This is a genomic window from Streptomyces shenzhenensis (genome assembly GCF_003688995.1).
Classification (GTDB): domain Bacteria; phylum Actinomycetota; class Actinomycetes; order Streptomycetales; family Streptomycetaceae; genus Streptomyces; species Streptomyces shenzhenensis_A.
Genome location: NZ_PENI01000001.1, coordinates 657,245 through 679,014, shown reverse-complemented (window position 1 = coordinate 679,014; position 21,770 = coordinate 657,245). Strand labels below are relative to the sequence as shown.

The window sequence follows — 21,770 nt, the reverse complement described above, 5'->3', positions numbered from 1 at the left end:
CCCTATGTCGTACTTCGTGCAGACCGTAGCAGTCGGTGACCGCCCGACCCGGCCGGGCGTGCACGGGCCCCGCGGAGCCGTAGGCTGTTCGCGTGCTCTTGCTCGCTCTGGATACCGCCACCCCCGCCGTCACCGTCGCCCTGCACGACGGCGACGCCGTCATCGCCTCCTCCAGTCAGGTCGACGCGCGCCGGCACGGCGAGCTGCTGCTGCCTGCCGTGGACCGTGTCCTCGCCGAGGCCGGGCTCCGGCTGGACGCCGTCACCGGGATCGTCGTCGGCATCGGACCCGGCCCCTACACCGGGCTGCGCGTGGGCCTGATGACCGCCGACACCTTCGGCCTCGCCCTGGGCGTCCCGGTGCACGGCGTGTGCACCCTCGACGGCCTCGCCTACGCGGCCGACATCGAGAAGGGCCCCTTCGTCGTGGCGACCGACGCCCGGCGCAAGGAGGTCTACTGGGCGACGTACGCCGATTCGCGCACACGGCTGACGGGCCCGGCCGTGGACCGGCCGGCGGACATCGCCGAGCGGGTGGCCGGGCTGCCCGCCGTCGGCGCGGGCGCGCTGCTGTACCCCGGCGCCTTCCCGCAGGCCCACGAGCCCGAGCACGTCTCCGCCGCGGCCCTCGCCTCGCTGGCCGCCGAGCGGCTGGCCGCAGGCGAGCCGCTGCCCGAACCCCGGCCCCTGTATCTGCGCCGCCCCGACGCCCAGGTGCCCAAGAACTACAAGGTGGTCACCCCGAAGTGACCGAGTCCGTGAAGCCCGCGCTGCGCGAGATGCGCTGGTGGGACATCGATGCCGTCCTCGGCATGGAGAAGGACCTCTTCCCCGAGGACGCGTGGTCGCGCGGCATGTTCTGGTCCGAACTGGCGCACGCCCGCGGCGCGGAGGCGACCCGGCGGTACGTGGTGGCCGTCGAGGACGACCGGGTCGTCGGCTACGCGGGCCTGGCCGCCCAGGGCGAACTGGCCGACATCCAGACCATCGCCGTCGCCCGCGACCACTGGGGCACCGGACTCGGCGGGCTGCTGCTGGCCGAGCTGCTGCGGGCCGCGACCGCCTTCGAGTGCGCCGAGGTGATGCTGGAGTGCCGCGTGGACAACGCCCGCGCCCAGAAGCTGTACGAGCGCTTCGGCTTCGAACCGATCGGTTTCAGGCGTGGCTACTACCAGCCGGGGAACGTGGACGCCCTGGTGATGCGCCTGACCGACCCGTCCGCGTCCACTCCCGTACGAGGAACCGAGAACAATGGCTGACGAACCTCTGGTCCTGGGGATCGAGACCTCCTGTGACGAGACCGGCGTCGGCATCGTCCGCGGCAGCACGCTGCTCGCGGACGCCGTCGCGTCCAGCGTCGACGAGCACGCCCGCTTCGGCGGGGTGGTGCCGGAGGTGGCGTCCAGAGCGCACCTGGAGGCGGTGGTCCCGACGATCGAGCGCGCCCTGAAGGACGCCGGTGTGAGCGCGCGGGACCTGGACGGCATCGCGGTGACGGCGGGTCCGGGGCTGGCGGGCGCCCTGCTGGTCGGCGTCTCGGCGGCGAAGGCGTACGCCTACGCGCTCGGCAAGCCCCTGTACGGCGTGAACCACCTCGCCTCGCACATCTGCGTGGACCAGTTGGAGCACGGCGCGCTGCCCGAGCCGACGATGGCCCTGCTGGTCAGCGGCGGCCACTCGTCGCTGCTGCTGTCGACGGACATCACCTCGGACGTCCGGCCCATGGGCGCGACGATCGACGACGCGGCCGGCGAGGCCTTCGACAAGATCGCCCGAGTGCTGGACCTCGGCTTCCCGGGCGGCCCGGTCATCGACCGGTACGCGCGCGAGGGCGACCCGGAGGCGATCGCCTTCCCGCGCGGTCTGACGGGCCCGCGCGACCCGGCGTACGACTTCTCCTTCTCCGGTCTGAAGACGGCGGTGGCCCGCTGGATCGAGGCCAGGCGCGCGGCCGGCGAGGACGTCCCGGTGCGGGATGTCGCCGCGTCCTTCCAGGAGGCCGTGGTGGACGTGCTGACCCGCAAGGCCGTACGGGCCTGCAAGGACCAGGGCGTCGACCACCTCATGATCGGCGGCGGGGTCGCCGCCAACTCCCGGCTGCGCGTCCTGGCCCAGGAGCGCTGCGAGGCGGCGGGCATCCGGCTGCGGGTGCCGCGGCCCAAGCTGTGCACCGACAACGGCGCGATGGTGGCCGCGCTGGGCGCGGAGATGGTGGCGCGCAACCGGGCCGCGTCCAGCTGGGACCTGTCGGCCGACTCGTCGCTGCCGGTGACGGACCCGCACGTGCCGGGCGCCCCCCACAGCCCCACGCACTCCCACCCCCACACGCACGACCATGTGCACGAGATCAGCAAGGAGAACCTGTACTCGTGACGGTCGCACTGATGTGGGAGGCGCGGGCGGTGCCGGGCCGCGGCGACGACCTTCTGGCCTGGGCCCGCGTCCAGCGGCTGGCTCGGCGGCCCGTGCGTCGTGAGTCCTTTCGGGCGCCCGAGGACCGGGTCCTGGTGATCACTTGGTGGGACGCTCCGTACGCTGCCGAGCTGCCCGAACTGCCGGAGCCCGACGGGGAGTTGGTCTCCCGGCCGGTGCACCGCTGGCGGTTCGAGTCGGCCGGGGCCGACGACCCGCGCTGACCTGCGCGGCCCGGCGGGCCCGGGTCACCCCACGTCCGACACCTCCGCCGCGCAGCGCAGCCGGCGGCCGTGCCCCGGCGTGCGGACCGGCCCGGTCAGGGTCAGCCGCGCGGTGTGCCGCACCTGCGCGCTGGAGGACGACAGCCGCAGCTCCAGGGCGCCAGGTTCGACCACCCGCGTGCCCGAGCGGTCGGTGAAGGACGAGAGGTCCGCGTGGAAGCGGAAGCTCACCCGGCGGGCCTGCCCGGGCGCCAGGTCGAGCCGCCGGTAGCCGATCAGACGGACGTCGGGCCGGGTCACCGAGGCCACCGGGTCGTGCAGATACAGCTGGACGACCTCGGTGCCGTCCCGGTCGCCGGTGTTGCGCACGGTCACCGACACGTCGTACGAGCCGTCCGTGCCGATCTCCGCGTCCGGGCCCGCGAAGTCCTCCCAGGCGAACGCCGTGTACGAGCGGCCGTGGCCGAACGCGTACAGCGGGGTCGGGTCCAGGTTGCTGACCTCGCCCGCCAGGCCCAGCGGCGGCTGGAGATACGTCCACGGCTGGCCGCCCGGGGACCGCGGCACGCTCACCGGGAGCCGGCCGGACGGGTTCACCCGGCCGGACAGCACGCCCGCCACGGCCGGACCGCCCTCCGCGCCCGGGAAGAACGCCTGCACCACCGCGCCGAGCCGGCCCTGCCAGCGGCCCAGCGCGTAGGGGCGGCCGGTCAGCAGGACCAGGACCACCGGGACGCCGGTGCCCACCAGCGCGTCCAGCAGTTCGCCCTGGACGCCGGGCAGCTGCAGGTCCGCCACGTCGCAGCCCTCGCCCGAGGTGCCCCGGCCGAACAGCCCGGCCCGGTCGCCCAGCACCGCCACGCACACGTCCGCCTCCGCGGCCCGCGCCACCGCCTCCGCGAAGCCGGCCGGGTCCGGGTCCGACACCCCGCACCCCTGCGCGAACGTCACCTTGGCGTCCGGGAGTTCGGCGCGCAGCGACTCCAGGACGCTCGGGATGCCGATGCCCGTCGGCACCTCGGGGTGGTGGGGGAGCACATGGGAGGGGAACGAGTAGCAGCCCAGCATCGCCAGGGGGTCCGCCGCGCGCGGGCCGACCACCGCGATCCGGGTGTCCGGGGCCAGCGGCAGCAGGCCGTCCGGGTTGTCCAGCAGCACCACCGACTCCTCGGCCAGCCGGCGGGCCAGGGCACGGTTGGCCGCCGAGTCCAGGTCGAGCGGGCCGGCCGGCTCCGGCCGCCAGTCCTCGTCCAGCAGACCCAGCTCGCACTTCTGCAGCAGCACGCGGCGGGCCGCCCGGTCCACCAGCGACTCGGGGACCAGCCCCTCGCGTACGGCGGTCACCAGCGGCTTTCCGTAGCACTTCAGGCTGGGCAGCTCGACGTCGACGCCGGCCTCCAGCGCCACCCGGGCCGCCTCGGCCGGGCTGCCGGCCACCCGGTGCAGCGTCTGGAGGAAACCGATGCCGAAGTAGTCGGCCACCACCGTGCCGGTGAACCCCCACTCCTCCCGCAGCAGTTCGGTCAGCAGACGCGGGTCGGCCGACGCCGGGACGCCGTCCGTCTCGGTGTACGCCGCCATCACCGAGCGGGCACCGCCCTCGCGCAGCGCCATCTCGAACGGCGGGAGCGTGACGTCCGCGAACTCCCGCACACCCGCCCGCACCGGCGCCAGGTTCCGGGCGCCCGCCGAGGCCGCGTACCCGGCGAAGTGCTTGAGCGTGGCGATCACCCCGGCCGACTCCAGACCACGCACATACGCCGTGCCGACCGTGCCGACCAGATACGGGTCCTCGCCGATCGTCTCCTCCACCCGGCCCCAGCGCGGGTCCCGGACCACGTCCAGGACGGGCGCCAGGCCCTGGTGGACGCCGGCCGCGCGCAGGTCGTCGCCGATGCGCCGGCCCAACTCCTCGACCAGGGCGGGGTCGAAGGTCGCGCCCCAGGCGAGCGGGACCGGGTAGGCGGTGGCGCCCCAGGCGGTGAAGCCGGCCAGACACTCCTCGTGGGCGACGGCCGGGATGCCGAAGCGGCCCGCCGCGGCGATACGCCGTTGGGCGCGGGCCAGCGCCTGCGCGCCCACCGCCGGGTCCACGGGGGCCGTGCCGAAGGAGCGGGTCAGCTGGCCGAGGCCCAGCGTGATCAGCTCGTCCCAGTCGTGGTCGGCGGTCATCTCGCGCTGGAGGGGCGCGACCCCGTCGCCGTCCGTGGCGGCGCCCACCCACACGCCGTACAGCTGGGCGGTCTTCTCCTCCAGCGTCATCCGGGAGAGCAGGTCGTCGACGCGGGCGGCGGCGGCCAGGGCGGTGTCCCGCCAGGGAGCGGTGGTCATGAAACTCCTGTCAGAGAGGGCGGATCGGGCTGCCGGGGGCCGGTCGGGATCACTTGCCGCCCACGCCCATCAGGCCGCCCACCAGGGCGCGCCGGGCCACCAGGTACACGGCGAAGATCGGCATGCCGGACAGGACGACCGAGGCGAGCAGGGCGGGGATGTTCACGCCGAACTGGCTCACGTAGGTGAACAGGCCGAGGGTCAGCACGCGCGGGCCGTCGGACTGGGTGAAGATCAGCGGGAAGAGGAAGCCGTTCCAGGCCTGGAGCGCGGAGTAGATCACCACGGTGCCGATGCCGCCCTTGGCCAGCGGGATGACCAGCTGGAACAGCATCCGGGTGGCCGAGGCGCCGTCCAGGGCCATCGCCTCGTACAGCTCCTCCGAGATGTCCCGCAGCGTGCCGGTGAGGATCAGCACCGACACCGGCATCGCGAAGGCCGCGGTCGGCAGGATGATCGCGAGCAGGCTGTCGTAGAGGTCGAGCTTCGCGATCATCAGATAGAGGGGCACCACGACCGCCTGCGCCGGGATCGCCACCCCGAGCAGAAACAGCCGGAAGGCCGCCGTCGACCACCGGCTCCGGGTGCGTACGGCCACATGGGCGAGCGGGACGCACAGCACGAGGACGATCACCACGACCGCCGCCGCGACGATCGCCGTGTTCGCCAGGAAGTGGCCGAAGCCGTTGTGCAGGACGGTGTTGTAGTTGTCCAGGGTCGGACGGGCGGGCGGCTTCAGGGCGTTGTTGCCCAGCGCCTGGTCCTGGTGGGTGAGCGAGGCCGAGATCATCGCGTAGATCGGGACGATCACGATCACCAGCCAGATCACGGAGCCCAGGCCGGCGAGCGGGTTGGGGCGCCTGCTCCAGTGCCGGCGGCGGCGTCCGGCGGGCGACTGCGCCGGCGGCCGGCTGGTCCGCGCGGGACGCGGCAGCGTATCGTGTGACACCGCGTCACATCCCTTCCCGGGTACTGCGCATCGCGCCGAAGCCGGACAGCCGCACGAGCAGCAGGGACAGTGCGGTGGCGGCCACCACGAGGAACGTCGCGATGGCGCTCGCGTAGCCGAAGTCGTAGCTCTTGAAGCCCGCCTGGTACATCAGGTACGGCAGGATCGCCGTGTCGGTGCCGGGACCGCCCTGGGTGAGGATCAGCACGGTCTCGAAGTACGTCAGCGAGCCGACGACCATCAGCACGCCGGACGTCGTCGCCGTGTTGCGCAGCTGGGGCAGCGTGATCGAGAAGAACTGGCGGTAGCGGCCGGCGCCGTCGATCGCCGCCGCCTGGTACAGCACCTCGGGGATCTGCCGCGCCCCGCCCTGGTAGATCAGGGTGTGGAACGGGATGAACTGCCAGCCGCCGACGAACACGATGGCCAGGAACGCGCCGCTGGTGGAGCCCAGGGTGTCCCGGTGGACGATGCCGAAGTTCGGGTCGAGCAGGGCGTAGAACAGCAGCGAGATCGCGGTCGAGGAGAGCAGGAACGGCACGAAGAAGACCGCCGAGAGGATCGCGCGGTTGCGCCCGCGGCCGGCCGCCCAGACGCCGAGCAGCAGGGAGATCACCGTCTGGAAGACCCAGCTCACCACGGTGAGCAGGACGGTGACCGTCAGGGACTGGGTGAGCCGGTCGTCGCCCAGGAGTCTGCGCCAGTTGGCGAGGCCCACCGGCTCCGGGTCGCCCAGGCCGTTCCACTCGGTGAAGGACAGACATAAGGCCAGGACCATCGGGGCGACCGCGAAGAACGCGAAGAACAGCACGCCGGGCAGGGCCCAGGAGGTGTGCGGGCGGCCCGCCCCGGTCGGCGGACCGCCGCCGGCCGCGCTCGGGCTCACTTCAGTCCCTTCAGCGCCGACACGAACTGGGCCGGCGAGGACTTCCCGACGAACAGCTTGTTGATCTCGGTGAGCATCGGCGTGGAGACGTTCGGGTCCACGGCCTGGTCCCAGCTCAGTGTGAACGCCGGTGCCTGCCGCACCATCTGGTACTGGAACGTGGCGAACTCCGGGTTCGGCGAGGCGGCCAGCAGCTTCTGTGCGTTCGACGTGGCCGGGATGTCACCGCCTGCGACCAGATCCTTGGCGTACGCCTCCGAGGCGCAGTCGCGCAGGAACGCGATGGCGGCGTCTCTGTTGGACGTACGGGCGTTCAGGGACCAGTAGTTGGTGGGGTTGCCGACGACGTTGCGGATGTCGCCCGCGCCGCCCTCGACCCTCGGGAAGGCGAACCAGCCCAGGTTCTTCCTGGCGAAGTCCGGGAACTTGCCGAGCTGCGTCGAGTACTCCCACGAGCCCATCAGATGCATCGCCGCCTTGCCCTTGGCGAAGACAGCGGGCGCGCCGCCGTTGGTGTAGGCAACCGAGCTGAAGCCCTTGCCGAAGGCCCCGTCGTCGATGAGCTGCTTGACCGTCTCGGCTGCCTTGAGGACGGCCGGGTCGCCCCAGCCGGCGGCGTCCCCGTTCTTGATGCGTTCGAAGACCTCGGGGCCGCCGATGCGGTCGACCAGGTACTCCAGCCACATCAGTTCGGGCCAGATGTCCGCGCCGCCGAGCGCGAACGGGGTGATCCCGGCCTTCTTCAGCCGGGAGTTGAGGTCGAGCAACTGGTCCCAGGTGGTGGGCGGCCGGAGCTCGTGCTCGGCGAAGACGGCCTTGTTGTAGAAGAGGATCACGGGCTGCATGCCGCGCATCGGTATGCCGTAGGTGCGTCCGTTCAGGCCGCCGGCGGCCAGTACCGAGGGCAGGAAGCCGTCCTTGAGGACCGGGTCGGACGCGACGGTGTCGGTGAGGTCGACCAGCTGGCCGGCTTCCTCGTACGCCTTGATCGAGCCGCCGCCCCAGTTGAAGAACACGTCGGGGGCGTTGGGCGAGCCCATCGCGGTGCGCAGCTTGGCCGGGTAGTCGGCGCCCGGCACCTTCTCCAGCTTGATCCTGCCCTTGGTCCGCTCGGCGGCGGCCGACGCGTTGAACCGGTCGACGGACTTGGTCTGCACCTTGACCGCGTCGTCGCCGTACACGAACGCGGTGAGCGTGCCGCCGCCGCTGCCGGAGCCGCCGGAGGAGCCGCAGGCCGAGAGTCCGGTGGTGAGCAGGGTGGTGGCACCGGCGCCGAGCACCCAGCGCCTGCTGAAGGTACGCCCGCCGTTGGACGTCTGGGACTCCATGACAGCACCTCTCGGCCGAATGTTTCGAGTAGGACATCGAATGTTCCGGGAACGTAGGGCCCGGCTGAGGCTTCGTCAAGAGATTGCGCAGGGATTACGATCGCGGGCATGAAGCCTGGGAAGCCCGCAGAAACGCAGACGGCGACGCTCGCCGAGATCGCCCGCGAGGCCGGGGTGTCCGCTCCGACTGTTTCGAAGGTCCTCAACGGCCGCGCCGATGTCGCCCCGACGACCCGGACCCGCGTCGAGGAACTGCTGCGCGCCTACGGCTACCGCCGCCGCCGGGCCGAGGCTTCCCGTTCGCCCCTGATCGACCTGGTCTTCCATGAACTGGAGAGCGCCTGGGCCATGGAGGTCATCCGGGGCGTGGAGAACGTGGCCAGGGACGCCGGTCTGAGCGTGGTGCTCTCCGAGTCCGCCGGGCGGCTCACGCCCGGCCGGACCTGGGCCGACCAGGTCGCCGCGCGCCGCCCGCACGGTGTGGTGCTCGTGCTGTCCGGGCTCGACGAGTCGCAGCGCGCGCTGCTCACCAGCCGCTCCATCCCGTTCGTGGTGATGGATCCGGCGGGCGATCCGGGCGCCGACGTGCCGTCGATCGGCGCGACCAACTGGCAGGGCGGCCTCGCCGCCACCCGGCATCTCGTCGAGCTGGGCCACACCCGCATCGGCGCGATCAGCGGGCCGTCCCGGATGATGTGCAGCCGGGCCAGGGTCGACGGGTACCGGGCGGCGCTGGAGACCGCGGGCGTGCCGGTCGATCCCTCGCTGATCGTCACCGGCGACTTCCACCACGAGGCGGGGTACCGGCTGGGCCTTGAGCTGCTGCGCCGCCCGGACCGGCCCACCGCCGTCTTCGCCGGCAACGACCTCCAGGCGCTCGGGCTGTACGAGGCCGCGCGGGAACTGGGCCTGCGCATTCCGGAGGACCTCAGCGTGGTCGGCTTCGACGATCTGCCGGTGGCCCGCTGGGTGGGCCCGCCGCTGACCACCGTCCGCCAGCCCCTGACGGAGATGGCCGAGGCCGCGGCCAGGCTGGTCCTGGACCTCGGCCGCGAGGAGGAACCCCCGGTGGCCACCCGCGTGGAACTGGCCACCACCCTGATACCACGCACCAGCACAGCACCGCCTCCGGCGGCTTAGCGGGGGACACGAGCGGGGCGAACAGCGCGCTGTGGCAAGGGAGTCGGGAGTGCCCTCCGTTCCGCGGAGCGGTGAGCTGCTGGCTTGGTTCGTCGAGGTGGGGTGACTCGTGGGGGTGTTGTTGTATTGACGGGTGGTGTCCGCGCCCGCACACTGCTCCGAAGCCAGTCGGTTATCGAACCGAAACTTTCGGAGGCGCCCGCATGAGATCTCTGAGAACGGGCTTATCCCTGGGGTCGCTGCTCACCGGCATCGCGGCGCTCGGCGCCCTGCTGGCCGCGACCCCCGCCGCACACGCCGCCGACACCCCGCTGCGCGACCTCGGCGCCGCCAAGGGCAAGGCCATCGGCACCGCGGTCACCGGCTCCAAGCTGACCGGCACCTACGGCGACATCGCCGGGACCCAGTTCAGCTCGCTCACCCCGGGCAACGCGATGAAGTGGGGGTCGGTCGAGCCCACCCAGGGCAACTTCAACTGGGCCGAGGCCGACCAGATCGTCGCCTTCGCGCAGGCCCACGACCAGCAGGTACGCGGCCACACCCTGGTCTGGCACAGCCAGAACCCGAGTTGGCTGACCACCGGCAGCTGGACGCCCGCCCAGCTCGGCAGCCTGCTGCAGAACCACATCGGCACGGAGGTGGGGCGCTACCAGGGCAAGATCGCCGCCTGGGACGTGGTCAACGAGCCCTTCAACGAGGACGGCACCTACCGCTCGACCCTCTGGTACAACGGCCTCGGCACGGACTACATCGCCGACGCCCTGACCTGGGCGCGCGCCGCCGACCCGGCCGCCGAGCTGTACATCAACGACTACAACGTCGAGGGCGTCAACGCGAAGAGCACCGCCCTCTACAACCTGGTCAAGTCCCTGAAGCAGCAGGGCGTGCCGATCGACGGCGTCGGCCTCCAGGCCCATCTGATCCTCGGCCAGGTCCCGTCCACCCTCCAGCAGAACATCCAGCGCTTCGCCGACCTGGGCGTGGACGTGGCGATCACCGAGCTGGACATACGGATGGCACTGCCGGCCGACAGCGCCAAGCTGGCCCAGCAGGCCGCCGACTACAAGTCGGTCGTCGCCGCCTGCGCGGCCGTGGCCCGCTGCGTCAACCTCACCGTCTGGGGCTTCACCGACTCCGACTCCTGGGTGGAGGGCACCTTCCCGGGCTACGGTGCGGCGACGCCGTACGACGCGAACTACGCGCCCAAACCGGCGTACTACGGGATCGCGGAGGCACTCGGCGGCAGCGGCGGCCCGACGGATCCGCCGACGGGCGCGTGCTCGGCGGCGTACACGGTGACCAGTCAGTGGAACACCGGCTTCACCGGGCAGGTCACGATCTCCTGCTCCGGCGCCTCGCTCTCGTCCTGGCGGGCGAGTTGGGCGTTCGGCGCCGGCCAGCAGATCACCCAGGCGTGGAACGCCACCTGCACCCAGTCCGGTTCGGCGGTCAGCTGCTCGAACGCGTCGTACAACGGGTCGGTGCCGGACGGCGGTTCGGTGACGTTCGGCTTCAACGCCTCGTGGAGCGGCAGCAACCCGCTCCCCACGGTCACGCTGACCTGAGCGGAGAGCGGTCCGGGGGCTGAACCGAGGTCCGGAATCGTGAGATTTTCCGAAGAAAACGGTCTCACGGCCCTTCCCCTAACAGTCCGCTAATAATTCAGACTTACGTTCTTCTTGTGACCGGACACGACGAGAACGGCGACGAGGACAGACAGACGGGCCGGCGGTCGACGGCGCTCAAGGCCGCCGGTCTCGCCCTGGCCGGCGCGCTGGTGCTGGGGATCGCGGCGGCGGGCTGGGTCTACTGGCACCTCGACCACAACATCAAGAGCGTCGACATCAACAGCGCGCTCGGTGACGACCGCCCGGCGAAGCCGGTCGTCACCCCCTCGGCCACCGCCGAGCCGACCGCGTCACCGCTGCCCACCGAGGCCCTGAACATCCTCGTCCTGGGCTCGGACTCGCGTAGCGGCAAGGAGAACCAGGAACTCGGCGGCGGCGACAGCTCGGGGGCCCGCTCCGACACGGCGATGGTGGTGCACATCGACGCGGGCCGCACCCGGGCCACCGTCGTCAGCATCCCCCGCGACACGCTGGTCAACCGGCCGTCCTGCCCGCTGCGGTCCGGGGGTTCGACGGCGGTGGCGTACAGCGCGATGTTCAACAGCGCCTACTCCGTGGGCGGGCCGGTGTGTGCCGTGAAGACGGTCGAGTCGTTCACCGGCGTCCGCATGGACCACTACGTCGAGATCGACTTCTCGGGCTTCGCCAAGCTGGTCGACGCCCTCGGCGGCGTCGAGGTCACCACCGACGAGGACATCGAGGACGACCAGAGCCATCTGCACCTGAAGAAGGGCACCCATCACCTCGACGGCACCGAGGCGCTGGCCCTCGCCCGCACCCGGCACGGCATCGGCGACGGCAGCGACCTGGGGCGGATAGGTCTCCAGCAGAAACTGGTGAAGGGCCTCCTGGAGCAGATGGCCGCCACCAACCTGCTCGGCGACCCCACCCGGCTCTACCGGGTCGCGAACGCGGTCACCGCCAGTCTCACGACGGACACCGGGCTCGACTCCCTGCCCGAGCTGATGAGCCTCGGCCAGAGCCTGAAGGGGCTGACCGCGGACCGGGTGACGACGGTGATGATGCCGGTGATGACGGCGCCGTACGACCGCAACCGGGTGGTCGCCCGCGAACCGGCGGCGAGCGACCTGTGGGCCTCCCTGCGCTGACGGCAGCCGGGCGCGGCCCTGGCGGTCATTGGCGCGTTTGCCGCCGGGCCGGCCTCAGCGTGGCTGTCGCCTGTTGCCCGGCGTGCGTGGCGATTTCGCGACTCGCGAGGAGTCGGCAGGGGTGGCCGAGCCGGCACGCAAGGCGTGACACGGCGGACGGCCCCGGCGGTCGCCGTCGAGCCCGCTCCAGCGGGACTGCTGCCCGGCGGGCCGCCGTCCGCGAGGAGTCGGCAGGGGCGGCCGAGCCGGCGCGCAAGGCGTGACACGGTGGACGGGGCCCGGCGCGGCCCCGGTCGGTCGCTGCCGAGCCCGTTCCAGCGTGGCTGTCGCCTGTTGCCCGGCGGGCCGTCGGCCGCGAGGAGTCGGTGCGCAACGCGTGACACGGTGGATCAGGTCGGCCCACCGGTCGCCGGCGCGGGGGTCCCGAGCAGCATGGTCGGTGTCCCCGCGACGCGGGTCAGGAACACGGTCGCCGCGTTCGGTCCCTGCGGCCTCACCTTCCGGCGCAGTTCCTCCGGTTCCACCGCCGACCCCCGCTTCTTCACGGTCAGCGTCCCGACCTCCCGCTCCCGCAGCAGCGCCTTCAACTTCTTGATGTTGAAGTGGAGTTGGTCGGTGATCTCGTACGACGTGGCGTACGGCGTCGCGCGCAGTCCGTCGGCGGTCACATAGGCGATCGTGGGGTCGATCAGCCCGCCGTCCAGCTCCGCGGCGACCTCGGCCACCAGATGCGCCCGGATGACGGCGCCGTCGGGTTCGTACAGGTACCGCCCCACGGGCCGCACCTCGGGATTCGGCAGCCCCCGGCCGAGCAGGGTCCGCGGCCCGGGCAGCAGCGTGGCCCGCACGGCACCCGGCGCCCCGGTGCCGAACCACAGCACCGCCTCCTTCACCTCCCCGCCGTCCGAGATCCACTCGGCCTCGGCCCGCTCGGGGACCGCCTCGTGGGGGATCCCGGGCGCGACCTTCAGCACGGCCGTGCGCGCCGTCGCCGCCGCCCCCACCGCCCAGGACAGCGGCGGCGAGTAGGCCTCCGGATCGAACAACCGGCCACGGCTGCCGCGCCGGGCGGGATCGACGAACACGGCATCCCAACCGGACGTGTCGACCCCGGTGACATCCGCCTCCCGCACCTCGATCAGCTCGTCCAGGCCGAGCGCCGCCGCGTTCGCCCGCGCGACCTCTGCCGTCAGCGGATCCCGGTCCACCGCGAGCACCCGGATCCCGGCGCGGGCGAACGCGATCGCGTCCCCGCCGACGCCGCAGCACAGGTCGGCGACGGAGCGGACGCCCGCCTCGCGCAGGCGCGCCGCCCGGTACGCCGCCACGCTGGTCCGGGTCGACTGCTCGACCCCGTCGGGCGTGAAGAACATCCGCCCCGCGTCCGCGGCCCCGAACTTCGCCGCCGCCCGCTGCCGCAGCCGGGCCTGGCCGAGGGCCGCCGACACCAGGCCGGCCGGGTGCGTGCGGCGCAGCCGGGTGGCGACGGCGAGTTCGTCGTCCGGCCGGGTGTCGCGCACCTCGTCGAGGAGGGCGCGGCCCTCGGGGGTGAGCAGCGTGCGGAAGGGAAGCAGGTCGTTCACCTGGTCATTGTGGGCCAGTCGACGGATGCTGCGCTGCGGGCGGCGGTGTCGGGCCGGATCGGCGGCCGGTGCCTGCGAGGATCCGGCACCATGCGAGTAGTAGTACAAAATGACAAAAATGGGGCGCAGCGTGGAAGAGTCGCCGTACGGGGCGGTCTCGCCCTGCTCGGCGCCGCCGCCGTCGTCTCCGGCTGCACGGCGCCGGCCCGGGACCCGGACGTCCGGCCCGCCGCGGGCCGGCAGCCGCACCAGGCACCCCCGGCCCCCCGCCTGGACGACTACGACGCCCGGCGGAGCACCGACCGGGCCGCCCTGGCCGCCGCCGCCCGGCGCTGGGGCCTGGACCAGGCGCCCCTGACGCCCCCGCGCCCCCCGGCGCACAAGCCGCGGATCACCGCCCGCGCCGGCTTCGAGGTCGACGGCCAGGAGGAGCTGGGCCTGCCCCCGGTCTTCACCACGATCCCCACCCGGCAGAAGGTCGTCTTCCTCACCATCGACGACGGCGCCGAGAAGGACCCGGCGTTCCTGCGCATGATGGCCGACCTGAAGATCCCCTACACCGCCTTCCTCAGCAACTACCTGGCCAAGGGCGACTACGGCTACTTCAGGAAGATGCAGTCGCAGGGGATCACTCTCAACAACCACACCCTCCACCACCCCTACCTGCCCGGTCTGAGCTACGCGGAGCAGCGGGACGAGATCTGCGGCATGCAGGACATCATGGAGGAGCAGTTCGGCAAGCGCCCCACCCTCTTCCGCCCGCCGTACGGCAACTACAACCGGGACACCCTGGTCGCCGCCAAGTCCTGCGGGATCAAGTACGCGCCGATCTGGGACGAGGAGGTCTTCGTCGACCACTGGGAGTACCGCGACTGGGACCGCAGCCTGCACCCCGGTGACATCGTGCTCACCCACTTCCGGGGCCGCTCCGACTGGGACGGCACCATGACCGACATGGTCCGGCGGTTCCTGAACAAGGTCACGCGCGAGGGGTACGCGGTGGCACGCCTGGAGGACTACCTGTGAGGCGTCCGGGGAGGCCCCGAAGCCCGCTGCGGCGGGGACAGCGCCCAAAGAGGCGCGGGGAACTGCGCGGCCGGCCACGACGGCGCCGCAGCCGGCCGACGGCGCAGCACGGCCCGTCCGGCGGAGCGGCACGGTGCCGGACGCTGACCGCCACCGCCCTGGCCGGTGCCCTGCTCCTGGCCGGCTGCGCCCAGTCCGTCGACCCCATCGAGCGGCTCGGCAAGAAGGCCGCCCAGGGCGTGCACCCGCACGGCCCGGCCACCCGGCAGCCCTACCGCAACTGGGGCCTGAGCGCCCCGCTCGCCCCCGCCCCCACGCCCGCGGCGCACCACCTGCCGACCGGCAGCGCGAGCCGTCCCCTGCCCCCGGTCGTGGACCGTGTGACGACGTCCGACCGGGTCGTCTTCCTCACCTACGACGACGGCGCCGAACGGGACCCGCGGTTCATCGACATGGTGCGCGACCTGCGGCTCCCGGTCAGCTTCTTCCTCACGGACAGCGTCGTCGGCCCGGGCTACGGCCACTTCGCCCGCCTCCGCTCGGTCGGCGCCGGCATCCAGAACCACACCCTCGACCATCCCGCCCTGCGCGGGCTGCCCTACGCGGGGCAGCGCGCCGAGATCTGCGGCCAGCAGAACAAGCTCAAGTCCCGCTTCGGCATCCGCCCCCGCCTCTTCCGGCCGCCCTACGGCACGTACGACACGACGACCCTGCGCGCGGCAGCCGACTGCGGCATCTCCGCGGTGGTCCTGTGGCGGGCCGCGATGGGCGCCGACACCCTCGGCTACGCCCGGGGCGACAAGCGGCTGAGCCCCGGCGACATCATCCTGGTCGGCCCCGACGAGTCCACCGGCCCCACGCTCAGGGAGCGCACGACACGCCTGCTGCGGCGGATCCAGTCCGCGGGTCTGACGGTGGCGCGCCTGGAGGACTACCTGTGAGCCGACGGGGGCACCTGGGCGGACGCGCCACGGTCGATTGGCACTCCGCTTGACCGAGTGCTAATCGCAGTCATAGTCTCGGCTCTGGCACTCCCCCCTGGAGAGTGCCAACAACGCGACGGGCAGGTCCGGCACCCGCGACGACGGATCGACCTGGTCGCCACCTCAGACAGTTAACCCCGTGAGATCTCCGAAGGGGGAGGTCGGATCGTGACGACCACCAGTTCCAAGGTTGCCATCAAGCCGCTTGAGGACCGCATCGTGGTCCAGCCGCTCGACGCCGAGCAGACCACGGCCTCGGGCCTGGTCATCCCGGACACCGCCAAGGAGAAGCCCCAGGAGGGCGTCGTCCTGGCCGTGGGCCCGGGCCGCTTCGAGGACGGCAACCGTCTTCCGCTCGACGTCAGCGTCGGCGACGTCGTGCTCTACAGCAAGTACGGCGGCACCGAGGTGAAGTACAACAACGAGGAGTACCTCGTTCTCTCGGCTCGCGACGTGCTCGCGATCATCGAGAAGTAAGTCACCCCGAAGCACTCCTGCTGTGAAGCTGCGCCCCTGGCCCCTGGACCGATAAGAAGCCGGGAGCCCGGGGCGCAGCGTCGTTACCATCAGATTTCCGAGAGGGCTCCCGCTGCCATGGCGAAGATCCTGAAGTTCGACGAGGACGCCCGTCGCGCCCTCGAGCGCGGCGTCAACAAGCTGGCCGACACGGTGAAGGTGACGATCGGCCCCAAGGGCCGCAACGTCGTCATCGACAAGAAGTTCGGCGCCCCCACCATCACCAACGACGGCGTCACCATCGCCCGCGAGGTCGAGATCGAGGACCCGTACGAGAACCTCGGCGCCCAGCTGGTGAAGGAGGTGGCGACCAAGACCAACGACATCGCGGGTGACGGCACCACCACCGCCACCGTGCTGGCCCAGGCCCTGGTGCGCGAGGGCCTGCGGAACGTCGCCGCCGGTGCCTCCCCGGCCGCCCTGAAGAAGGGCATCGACGCCGCGGTCAAGGCCATCTCCGACGACCTGCTCGGCTCGGCCCGGCCGATCGACGAGAAGTCCGACATCGCCGCCGTCGCCGCGCTGTCCGCCCAGGACCAGCAGGTCGGCGAGCTGATCGCCGAGGCGATGGACAAGGTCGGCAAGGACGGTGTCATCACCGTCGAGGAGTCCAACACCTTCGGCCTCGAACTGGACTTCACCGAGGGCATGGCCTTCGACAAGGGCTACCTGTCGCCGTACTTCGTGACGGACCAGGAGCGCATGGAGGCCGTCCTGGAGGACCCCTACATCCTCATCAACCAGGGCAAGGTCGCCGCCATCGCGGACCTCCTGCCGCTGCTGGAGAAGGTCATCCAGGCGGGCTCCTCCAAGCCGCTGCTGATCATCGCCGAGGACGTCGAGGGCGAGGCCCTGTCGACCCTGGTCGTCAACAAGATCCGCGGCACCTTCAACGCCGTCGCGGTGAAGGCCCCCGGCTTCGGCGACCGCCGCAAGGCGATGCTCGAGGACATGGCGGTCCTCACCGGCGCCACCGTGATCTCCGAGGAAGTCGGCCTCAAGCTGGACCAGGTCGGCCTGGACGTGCTCGGCACCGCCCGCCGCATCACCGTCACCAAGGACGACACCACGATCGTCGACGGCGCCGGCGACAAGTCGGCCGTCGAGGGCCGCATCGCGCAGATCAAGGCCGAGATCGAGAACACCGACTCCGACTGGGACCGCGAGAAGCTCCAGGAGCGCCTCGCGAAGCTGGCCGGCGGCGTGTGCGTGATCAAGGTCGGCGCCGCCACCGAGGTGGAGCTGAAGGAGAAGAAGCACCGTCTGGAGGACGCCATCTCCGCGACCCGCGCCGCGGTCGAGGAGGGCATCGTCTCCGGTGGCGGCTCCGCGCTCGTCCACTCCGCCAAGGTCCTCGAGGGCAACCTCGGCAAGTCCGGCGACGAGGCCACCGGTGTCGCGGTCGTCCGCAACGCCGTCGTCGAGCCGCTGCGCTGGATCGCGGAGAACGCGGGCCTGGAGGGCTACGTGATCGTCTCCAAGGTCAAGGAGCTGGACAAGGGCAACGGCTACAACGCCGCCACCGGTGAGTACGGCGACCTGGTCAAGGCCGGCGTCATCGACCCGGTGAAGGTCACCCGCTCCGCCCTGGAGAACGCCGCCTCCATCGCCTCCCTCCTCCTCACGACCGAGACCCTGGTCGTCGAGAAGAAGGAAGAAGAGGAGCCGGCCGCCGCGGGCGGCGGCCACGGCCACGCCCACTGACACCCGGCAGTGAAGTGAAGGCCCGGCACCCGGGAGGGTGCCGGGCCTTCGCGCTGCCCGCCGCGGTCACTGCTCCAGCTGGTCGAGCGCGCCCAGCTGCTCCATCAGCCCCAACTGGTCGTGCTGCCACCACGTCTCGGCGATCCGGCCGTTCGCGCCGAACCGGAAGACGGTGGTGCCGGTCGTGGTGACCTGCCTGCCGGTGGCCGCGATCCCCAGGAACTCCCCCTTGTGCGTGGCGTGCCAGCTCCAGCGGGCACAGGCCCGGTCGCCCTGGACGATCAGGTCCTCCACGGTGAAGGCGGAGTCGAACGCGGCCCGCCACATCCGCAACTCGCCCCGGACCGAGTCCAGCCCGATCGTGTCCTGCGGACCGAGCGGATCGTGGCTGTGCACGTCCTCGTCGAGCAGGTCGTTCAGCGGCGGCAGCTCGCCCGGCGCCGCCAGCGTCGCGAAGAAGCGGCGCACGGTGTCCGCGCCCAGCGGCTCGTCGCGTACGACGTCCAGGTCGATGAACGTGGGCATCTCGTCGCAGAGGGCGACCAGCTGCCGGAAGACCCGGTCCGTCTCCGGAAGGTTCGAGTTCCGCATCGCGTCCGCGTACGAGGGGAACTCCACGATCTCGACGATGTGCGACGCATCGGACCGGTCCTTGCCGACCAGGTCGTAGATCGCGGTGCGCTTCCCCTGGGTCTGCTCCACCCAGGTGTCCAGCAACCGGTTCAGCTCGTCGAACCGGCTCGTCCTGCACTCGATGAGCTGTACGAACGTCATGACACCGCCTCCGGCCCCCCTGGGTCCGGTTCCGTCCCGCCCATTTTCCCACCGGAGCGGCACGGGCACCCCGTCGCGGCCGGGTTCGCCGGGGGCTCACCGCGGGCCGTACCTGCGCCCGGTCCGTGAGGTGATCCCGCCCACCAGGGCGCGCGGGGCCATCTTGGCCAGCCCCATCAGCGCCTTGTACCGCGGATCGGGAATGGACAGCGTCTTGCCGCGCGCCAGGTCCGCGAGCGCCGCCGCGACCAGCTTGTCCGCGTCCAGCCACATCCACCCCGGGATGTTGTCCGTGCCCATCCCGGCCCGCTCGTGGAACTCGGTGCGCACGAGCCCGGGGGCCAGCGCCATCAGGCGGACGCCCGTACCGGCCAGAACCTGCGCCGCGCCCTGGGTGAACTGCACGACCCACGCCTTGGACGCCCCGTACGTCCCCCGCGGCACGAAGGCCGCCACCGAGGCCACGTTCACGATCCCGCCGCGCCCGCGCTCCCGCATCGCCTCGCTCGCCGCCGATGTCAGCCGCAGCACCGCCTCGATGTGCACCTTGACCATCCGCAGCTCATCGGCCATCGGTACGTCGAGATAGCGGCCCCTGTTGGCGAAGCCGGCGTTGTTGATCAGCAGATCGACGGGGCTCCTGCGGTCGCCGAGCCGGGCGGCGACCGCCTCGATGCCCGCGTCCTGCGCCAGGTCGGCCGTCAGCACCTCCGCCTCGATGCCGTGCCGGTCGTGCAGTTCGGTCGCCTGCTCGCGCAGCCGCGCGGTGTCCCGCGCCACCAGGACGAGGTCATGCCCGTCCGCCGCCAGCCGCCGCGCGAACGCGGCGCCGATCCCCGCCGTCGATCCCGTAATCAGAGCCGTTGTCATGGCCCAAGAGTAGTTACCCGGAGCGACGCGATCCGCGCCGTGCGCGAGGCCCTCCGGCCGGTGCGGCGCCCGCCCGCGGACCACCCGTGACGGCTGTTCAGGCCCCCTGGCCGCCCCCGTACTTCGCCACGTACGCACGGGCCTCGGCCAGCGCCTCCGGGTGCAGGGCCGCGCCCGCCACGAGGACCCGGGGCAGCAGTTCCCGCTCGGTCGTCTCCGCGCGGAACTGCACGGCGACCGTCACGTCGTGGTCCGGCCGGTACACGATCCGCACCGGGTCGCCCGCCCGGATCTCGCCCGGCTCGATCACCCGGAGGTAGGCACCGGGCGCACCCTTCCGCGTGAACCTCCGCACCCATGCCCGCTCGCCCAGGTGGGCCTGGAACGTCCGGCACGGGATCCGCCCGCAGGTGACTTCGAGCACGACGTCCGGGCCGATCCGCCAGCGCTCGCCGATCAGCGCGCCGGAGACGTCGAGACCGCGCGTCGTCAGGTTCTCCCCGAAGGCGCCGTTGGCGAGCGTCCGGCCCAGCTCGCCCTCCCAGTCGTCGAGGTCCTCGCGCGCGAGGGCGTACACCGCCTGGTCGTCGCCGCCGTGATGACGCAGGTCGCAGACCGCGTCCCCGGCGAGGCCGCTCGCGCCGCTCCCCTTCGGGCCCGGCGCGGCCACCCGCACCGGGCCGTCCACCGGACGCTTGTCGATGCCGGTCAGCCCCTGCGGCTGGTCCGTGTAGTCGACGGCCTTCGGGCGCCCCAGGTTCACCGAGAGAAGCTCCATGTCCGGCACGGTACGTCAGCCCGGTCAAAGCGTCGACGCGATATCGGGCGCCCCATCCAAGGCGGGCTTATGCTCGAAGGGTGATCGAGGCCCGTCATCTCCGCGCCCTGCGCGCCGTCGCCACCACCGGCTCCTTCTCGGCGGCCGGCCGGGAACTGGGCTGCACGCAGCCCGCCATCAGCCAGCAGATGAAGGCCCTGGAGACGTCGGTCGGCACCCCGCTGCTGATCCGCAGCGGCCGTGAGATGCGTCTGACGGAGGCGGGCGAGGCACTCGTCCGGCACGCCTCGGGGATCCTCGCCGGGCTGACCGCGGCCGAGGAGGAGGTCGCCGCGATCGCCGGGCTGCGGGCCGGCCGGGTCCGCCTGGTGTCCTTCCCCAGCGGCAGCTCCACTCTCGTCCCCACCGCACTCGCCGCGCTGCGCGCCGCCCACCCCGGCACCCGCGTCTTCCTCGAGGAGGCCGAGCCCCCGCACTCCGTGGACCTGTTGCGCGCCGGCGACTGCGACGCGGCCCTCGCGTTCCGTTACGAGGGCGCGGCGGGCGCCGAGGAGTGGGACGACCTCGTCGTACGGCCCCTGCTGACGGACCGTCTGGTCGCTCTGGTGCCCGAGCGGCACCGGCTCGCGGGCGCCCGGTCCGTCGCCATCGGCGAACTCGCCGCGGAACCGTGGATCGCGGGCTGTCCGCGCTGCCGCGGCCAGTTGGTGGAGGTCTGCGAGGGCGCCGGTTTCACCCCGCGCATCGACTTCGCCACCGACGACTACCCGGCGGTGGTCGGCCTGGTCGGCGCCGGACTGGGCGTGGCCGTCCTGCCGCAGCTCGCGATCGAGTCGGTGCGCCCCCGGGGCGCGCGCACGGTGGCGCTGGAACCGGCGGTACGCCGGGAGATCGTCGCCCTCACACTGCCCGACCTGGCACAGGTGCCGGCGGTGGCGGCGACGCTGGAGCAGCTGGCACGGGCCGCCCGTCGGCAGTGAGAGGTGCGGGCGGGCATGCGCATACGGCCGCGTCGGGTGGGCGCGGCGAGGCGATATGTGGTTGCAGAAACGTTCCTTCATGCGTGGTGGGCGGTGTCCCCGCCGGCCGACGAAGCCGATACCAGCCGGTTCCGGGCCCGTCCCATCAGCTCTTCGCGCTCGTCCTCGGTCAGGCCGCCCCACACGCCGTACGGCTCGCGCACCGCCAGCGCGTGCGCCGCGCACTCCGCACGGACCGGGCACCTCATGCAGACCTCCTTGGCCGAGTTCTCGCGAGCACTCCGAGCCGCCCCGCGCTCACCCTCCGGGTGGAAGAAGAGCGAACTGTCGACCCCTCGGCAGGCAGCCAGCAACTGCCAGTCCCACAGGTCAGCGTTCGGTCCGGGAAGGCGGGAGAAATCTGCCATTACGTGACCCCTTGTAGCCGTTCTGGGCGGATACGGTGCCAACGACCGTACATGTCCGGTCTAAGAAGATGAAAATATGACTCATTGCGAATCTAGCCCCAGACACCGTGAAATGGGAAGAAAAGGGTCTAAATGGGGCATAG

The 21,770-nt window shown here is 72.0% G+C and carries 21 protein-coding genes; 12 read left to right on the top strand and 9 right to left on the bottom strand.

Annotation, left to right across the window (positions count from 1 at the left end):
* The first annotated feature begins 92 nt into the window (after positions 1–92).
* Genes tsaB through CTZ28_RS02890 form a run of 4 tightly spaced genes read left to right on the top strand, consistent with a single transcriptional unit; the run spans position 93 to position 2,635 of the window.
* Entirely contained in the window at positions 93–749 is a 657-nt protein-coding gene (tsaB, locus tag CTZ28_RS02905; protein WP_121887570.1) for a tRNA (adenosine(37)-N6)-threonylcarbamoyltransferase complex dimerization subunit type 1 TsaB, read from the top strand.
* On the top strand, positions 746–1,258 hold the full coding sequence (rimI, locus tag CTZ28_RS02900) for a ribosomal protein S18-alanine N-acetyltransferase (RefSeq protein WP_259471428.1): 513 nt from the start codon (positions 746–748) through the stop codon (positions 1,256–1,258). Before tsaB ends, rimI begins: the two co-directional genes overlap by 4 nt.
* Entirely contained in the window at positions 1,251–2,372 is a 1,122-nt protein-coding gene (tsaD, locus tag CTZ28_RS02895) for a tRNA (adenosine(37)-N6)-threonylcarbamoyltransferase complex transferase subunit TsaD (protein ID WP_121887569.1), read from the top strand. The genes rimI and tsaD overlap by 8 nt, the downstream gene beginning before the upstream one ends.
* Positions 2,369–2,635, top strand: coding sequence for a hypothetical protein (locus CTZ28_RS02890; protein WP_121887568.1), 267 nt, complete (start codon positions 2,369–2,371; stop codon positions 2,633–2,635). Before tsaD ends, CTZ28_RS02890 begins: the two co-directional genes overlap by 4 nt.
* Before the next feature lie 24 nt (positions 2,636–2,659).
* Here the strand turns inward: CTZ28_RS02890 and CTZ28_RS02885 are convergent, their stop codons facing one another.
* The 4 genes from CTZ28_RS02885 to CTZ28_RS02870 are packed head-to-tail and all read right to left on the bottom strand — an operon-like array spanning position 2,660 to position 8,129.
* A complete protein-coding gene (locus CTZ28_RS02885; protein ID WP_121887567.1) occupies positions 2,660–4,966 on the bottom strand; it encodes a beta-xylosidase/alpha-l-arabinosidase in 2,307 nt (768 codons plus the stop codon).
* A 49-nt stretch (positions 4,967–5,015) separates the two neighbouring features.
* Complete coding sequence (locus tag CTZ28_RS02880; protein WP_183154224.1) at positions 5,016–5,915, bottom strand: carbohydrate ABC transporter permease; 900 nt, start codon at positions 5,913–5,915, stop codon at positions 5,016–5,018.
* Between the two features lie 4 nt (positions 5,916–5,919).
* On the bottom strand, positions 5,920–6,801 hold the full coding sequence (locus CTZ28_RS02875; protein WP_121887566.1) for a carbohydrate ABC transporter permease: 882 nt from the start codon (positions 6,799–6,801) through the stop codon (positions 5,920–5,922).
* A complete protein-coding gene (locus CTZ28_RS02870) occupies positions 6,798–8,129 on the bottom strand; it encodes an ABC transporter substrate-binding protein (protein ID WP_121887565.1) in 1,332 nt (443 codons plus the stop codon). Before CTZ28_RS02870 ends, CTZ28_RS02875 begins: the two co-directional genes overlap by 4 nt.
* Positions 8,130–8,237: 108 nt before the next feature.
* Here CTZ28_RS02870 and CTZ28_RS02865 point away from each other — a divergent pair, with 108 nt between their 5' ends.
* The 3 genes from CTZ28_RS02865 (at position 8,238) to CTZ28_RS02855 (ending at position 12,006) form a co-directional block, all read left to right on the top strand.
* Positions 8,238–9,269 (top strand): LacI family DNA-binding transcriptional regulator, encoded by a 1,032-nt coding sequence (locus CTZ28_RS02865; RefSeq protein WP_121887564.1) that lies wholly within the window; start codon positions 8,238–8,240, stop codon positions 9,267–9,269.
* A gap of 203 nt (positions 9,270–9,472) precedes the next feature.
* Positions 9,473–10,834 carry a glycoside hydrolase family 10 protein gene (locus CTZ28_RS02860; RefSeq protein ID WP_121887563.1) on the top strand — a complete coding sequence of 454 codons (1,362 nt, stop codon included), beginning with the start codon at positions 9,473–9,475 and terminating at the stop codon, positions 10,832–10,834.
* Positions 10,835–10,950: 116 nt separating this feature from the next.
* On the top strand, positions 10,951–12,006 hold the full coding sequence (locus tag CTZ28_RS02855) for an LCP family protein (protein WP_183154223.1): 1,056 nt from the start codon (positions 10,951–10,953) through the stop codon (positions 12,004–12,006).
* A 389-nt stretch (positions 12,007–12,395) separates the two neighbouring features.
* Here CTZ28_RS02855 and CTZ28_RS02850 read toward each other — a convergent pair whose 3' ends face one another.
* Positions 12,396–13,589 carry a THUMP-like domain-containing protein gene (locus CTZ28_RS02850; protein ID WP_259471427.1) on the bottom strand — a complete coding sequence of 398 codons (1,194 nt, stop codon included), beginning with the start codon at positions 13,587–13,589 and terminating at the stop codon, positions 12,396–12,398.
* 90 nt (positions 13,590–13,679) lie between these two features.
* On the opposite strand from CTZ28_RS02850, the gene CTZ28_RS02845 reads away from it, so the two are divergent.
* The 4 genes from CTZ28_RS02845 (at position 13,680) to groL (ending at position 17,818) form a co-directional block, all read left to right on the top strand.
* Positions 13,680–14,615, top strand: coding sequence for a polysaccharide deacetylase family protein (locus CTZ28_RS02845; protein WP_121887641.1), 936 nt, complete (start codon positions 13,680–13,682; stop codon positions 14,613–14,615).
* 143 nt (positions 14,616–14,758) lie between these two features.
* Positions 14,759–15,556: a polysaccharide deacetylase family protein gene (locus CTZ28_RS02840; RefSeq protein ID WP_183154242.1), complete on the top strand. Its 798-nt coding sequence runs from the start codon at positions 14,759–14,761 to the stop codon at positions 15,554–15,556.
* 210 nt (positions 15,557–15,766) lie between these two features.
* On the top strand, positions 15,767–16,075 hold the full coding sequence (gene groES, locus CTZ28_RS02835) for a co-chaperone GroES (protein WP_121887562.1): 309 nt from the start codon (positions 15,767–15,769) through the stop codon (positions 16,073–16,075).
* Positions 16,076–16,192: 117 nt separating this feature from the next.
* On the top strand, positions 16,193–17,818 hold the full coding sequence (gene groL, locus CTZ28_RS02830; RefSeq protein WP_121887561.1) for a chaperonin GroEL: 1,626 nt from the start codon (positions 16,193–16,195) through the stop codon (positions 17,816–17,818).
* Positions 17,819–17,884: 66 nt separating this feature from the next.
* On the opposite strand, the gene CTZ28_RS02825 is transcribed toward groL, so the two are convergent.
* The 3 genes from CTZ28_RS02825 to CTZ28_RS02815 all read right to left on the bottom strand — a co-directional run bounded on the left by CTZ28_RS02825 (position 17,885) and on the right by CTZ28_RS02815 (position 20,240).
* Positions 17,885–18,592, bottom strand: coding sequence for an ester cyclase (locus CTZ28_RS02825; RefSeq protein WP_121887560.1), 708 nt, complete (start codon positions 18,590–18,592; stop codon positions 17,885–17,887).
* Between the two features lie 96 nt (positions 18,593–18,688).
* The gene (locus CTZ28_RS02820) at positions 18,689–19,462 is read right to left on the bottom strand and encodes an SDR family NAD(P)-dependent oxidoreductase (protein ID WP_121887559.1); all 774 of its coding nucleotides are present in this window, start codon (positions 19,460–19,462) and stop codon (positions 18,689–18,691) included.
* A 97-nt stretch (positions 19,463–19,559) separates the two neighbouring features.
* Positions 19,560–20,240 carry an MOSC domain-containing protein gene (locus CTZ28_RS02815; RefSeq protein WP_121887558.1) on the bottom strand — a complete coding sequence of 227 codons (681 nt, stop codon included), beginning with the start codon at positions 20,238–20,240 and terminating at the stop codon, positions 19,560–19,562.
* Between the two features lie 80 nt (positions 20,241–20,320).
* Here CTZ28_RS02815 and CTZ28_RS02810 point away from each other — a divergent pair, with 80 nt between their 5' ends.
* Positions 20,321–21,220, top strand: a complete 900-nt coding sequence (locus CTZ28_RS02810) for a LysR family transcriptional regulator (protein ID WP_121887557.1) — start codon at positions 20,321–20,323, stop codon at positions 21,218–21,220.
* A 77-nt stretch (positions 21,221–21,297) separates the two neighbouring features.
* Here CTZ28_RS02810 and CTZ28_RS02805 read toward each other — a convergent pair whose 3' ends face one another.
* Positions 21,298–21,627, bottom strand: coding sequence for a WhiB family transcriptional regulator (locus tag CTZ28_RS02805; protein ID WP_121887556.1), 330 nt, complete (start codon positions 21,625–21,627; stop codon positions 21,298–21,300).
* Positions 21,628–21,770 lie beyond the last annotated feature (143 nt).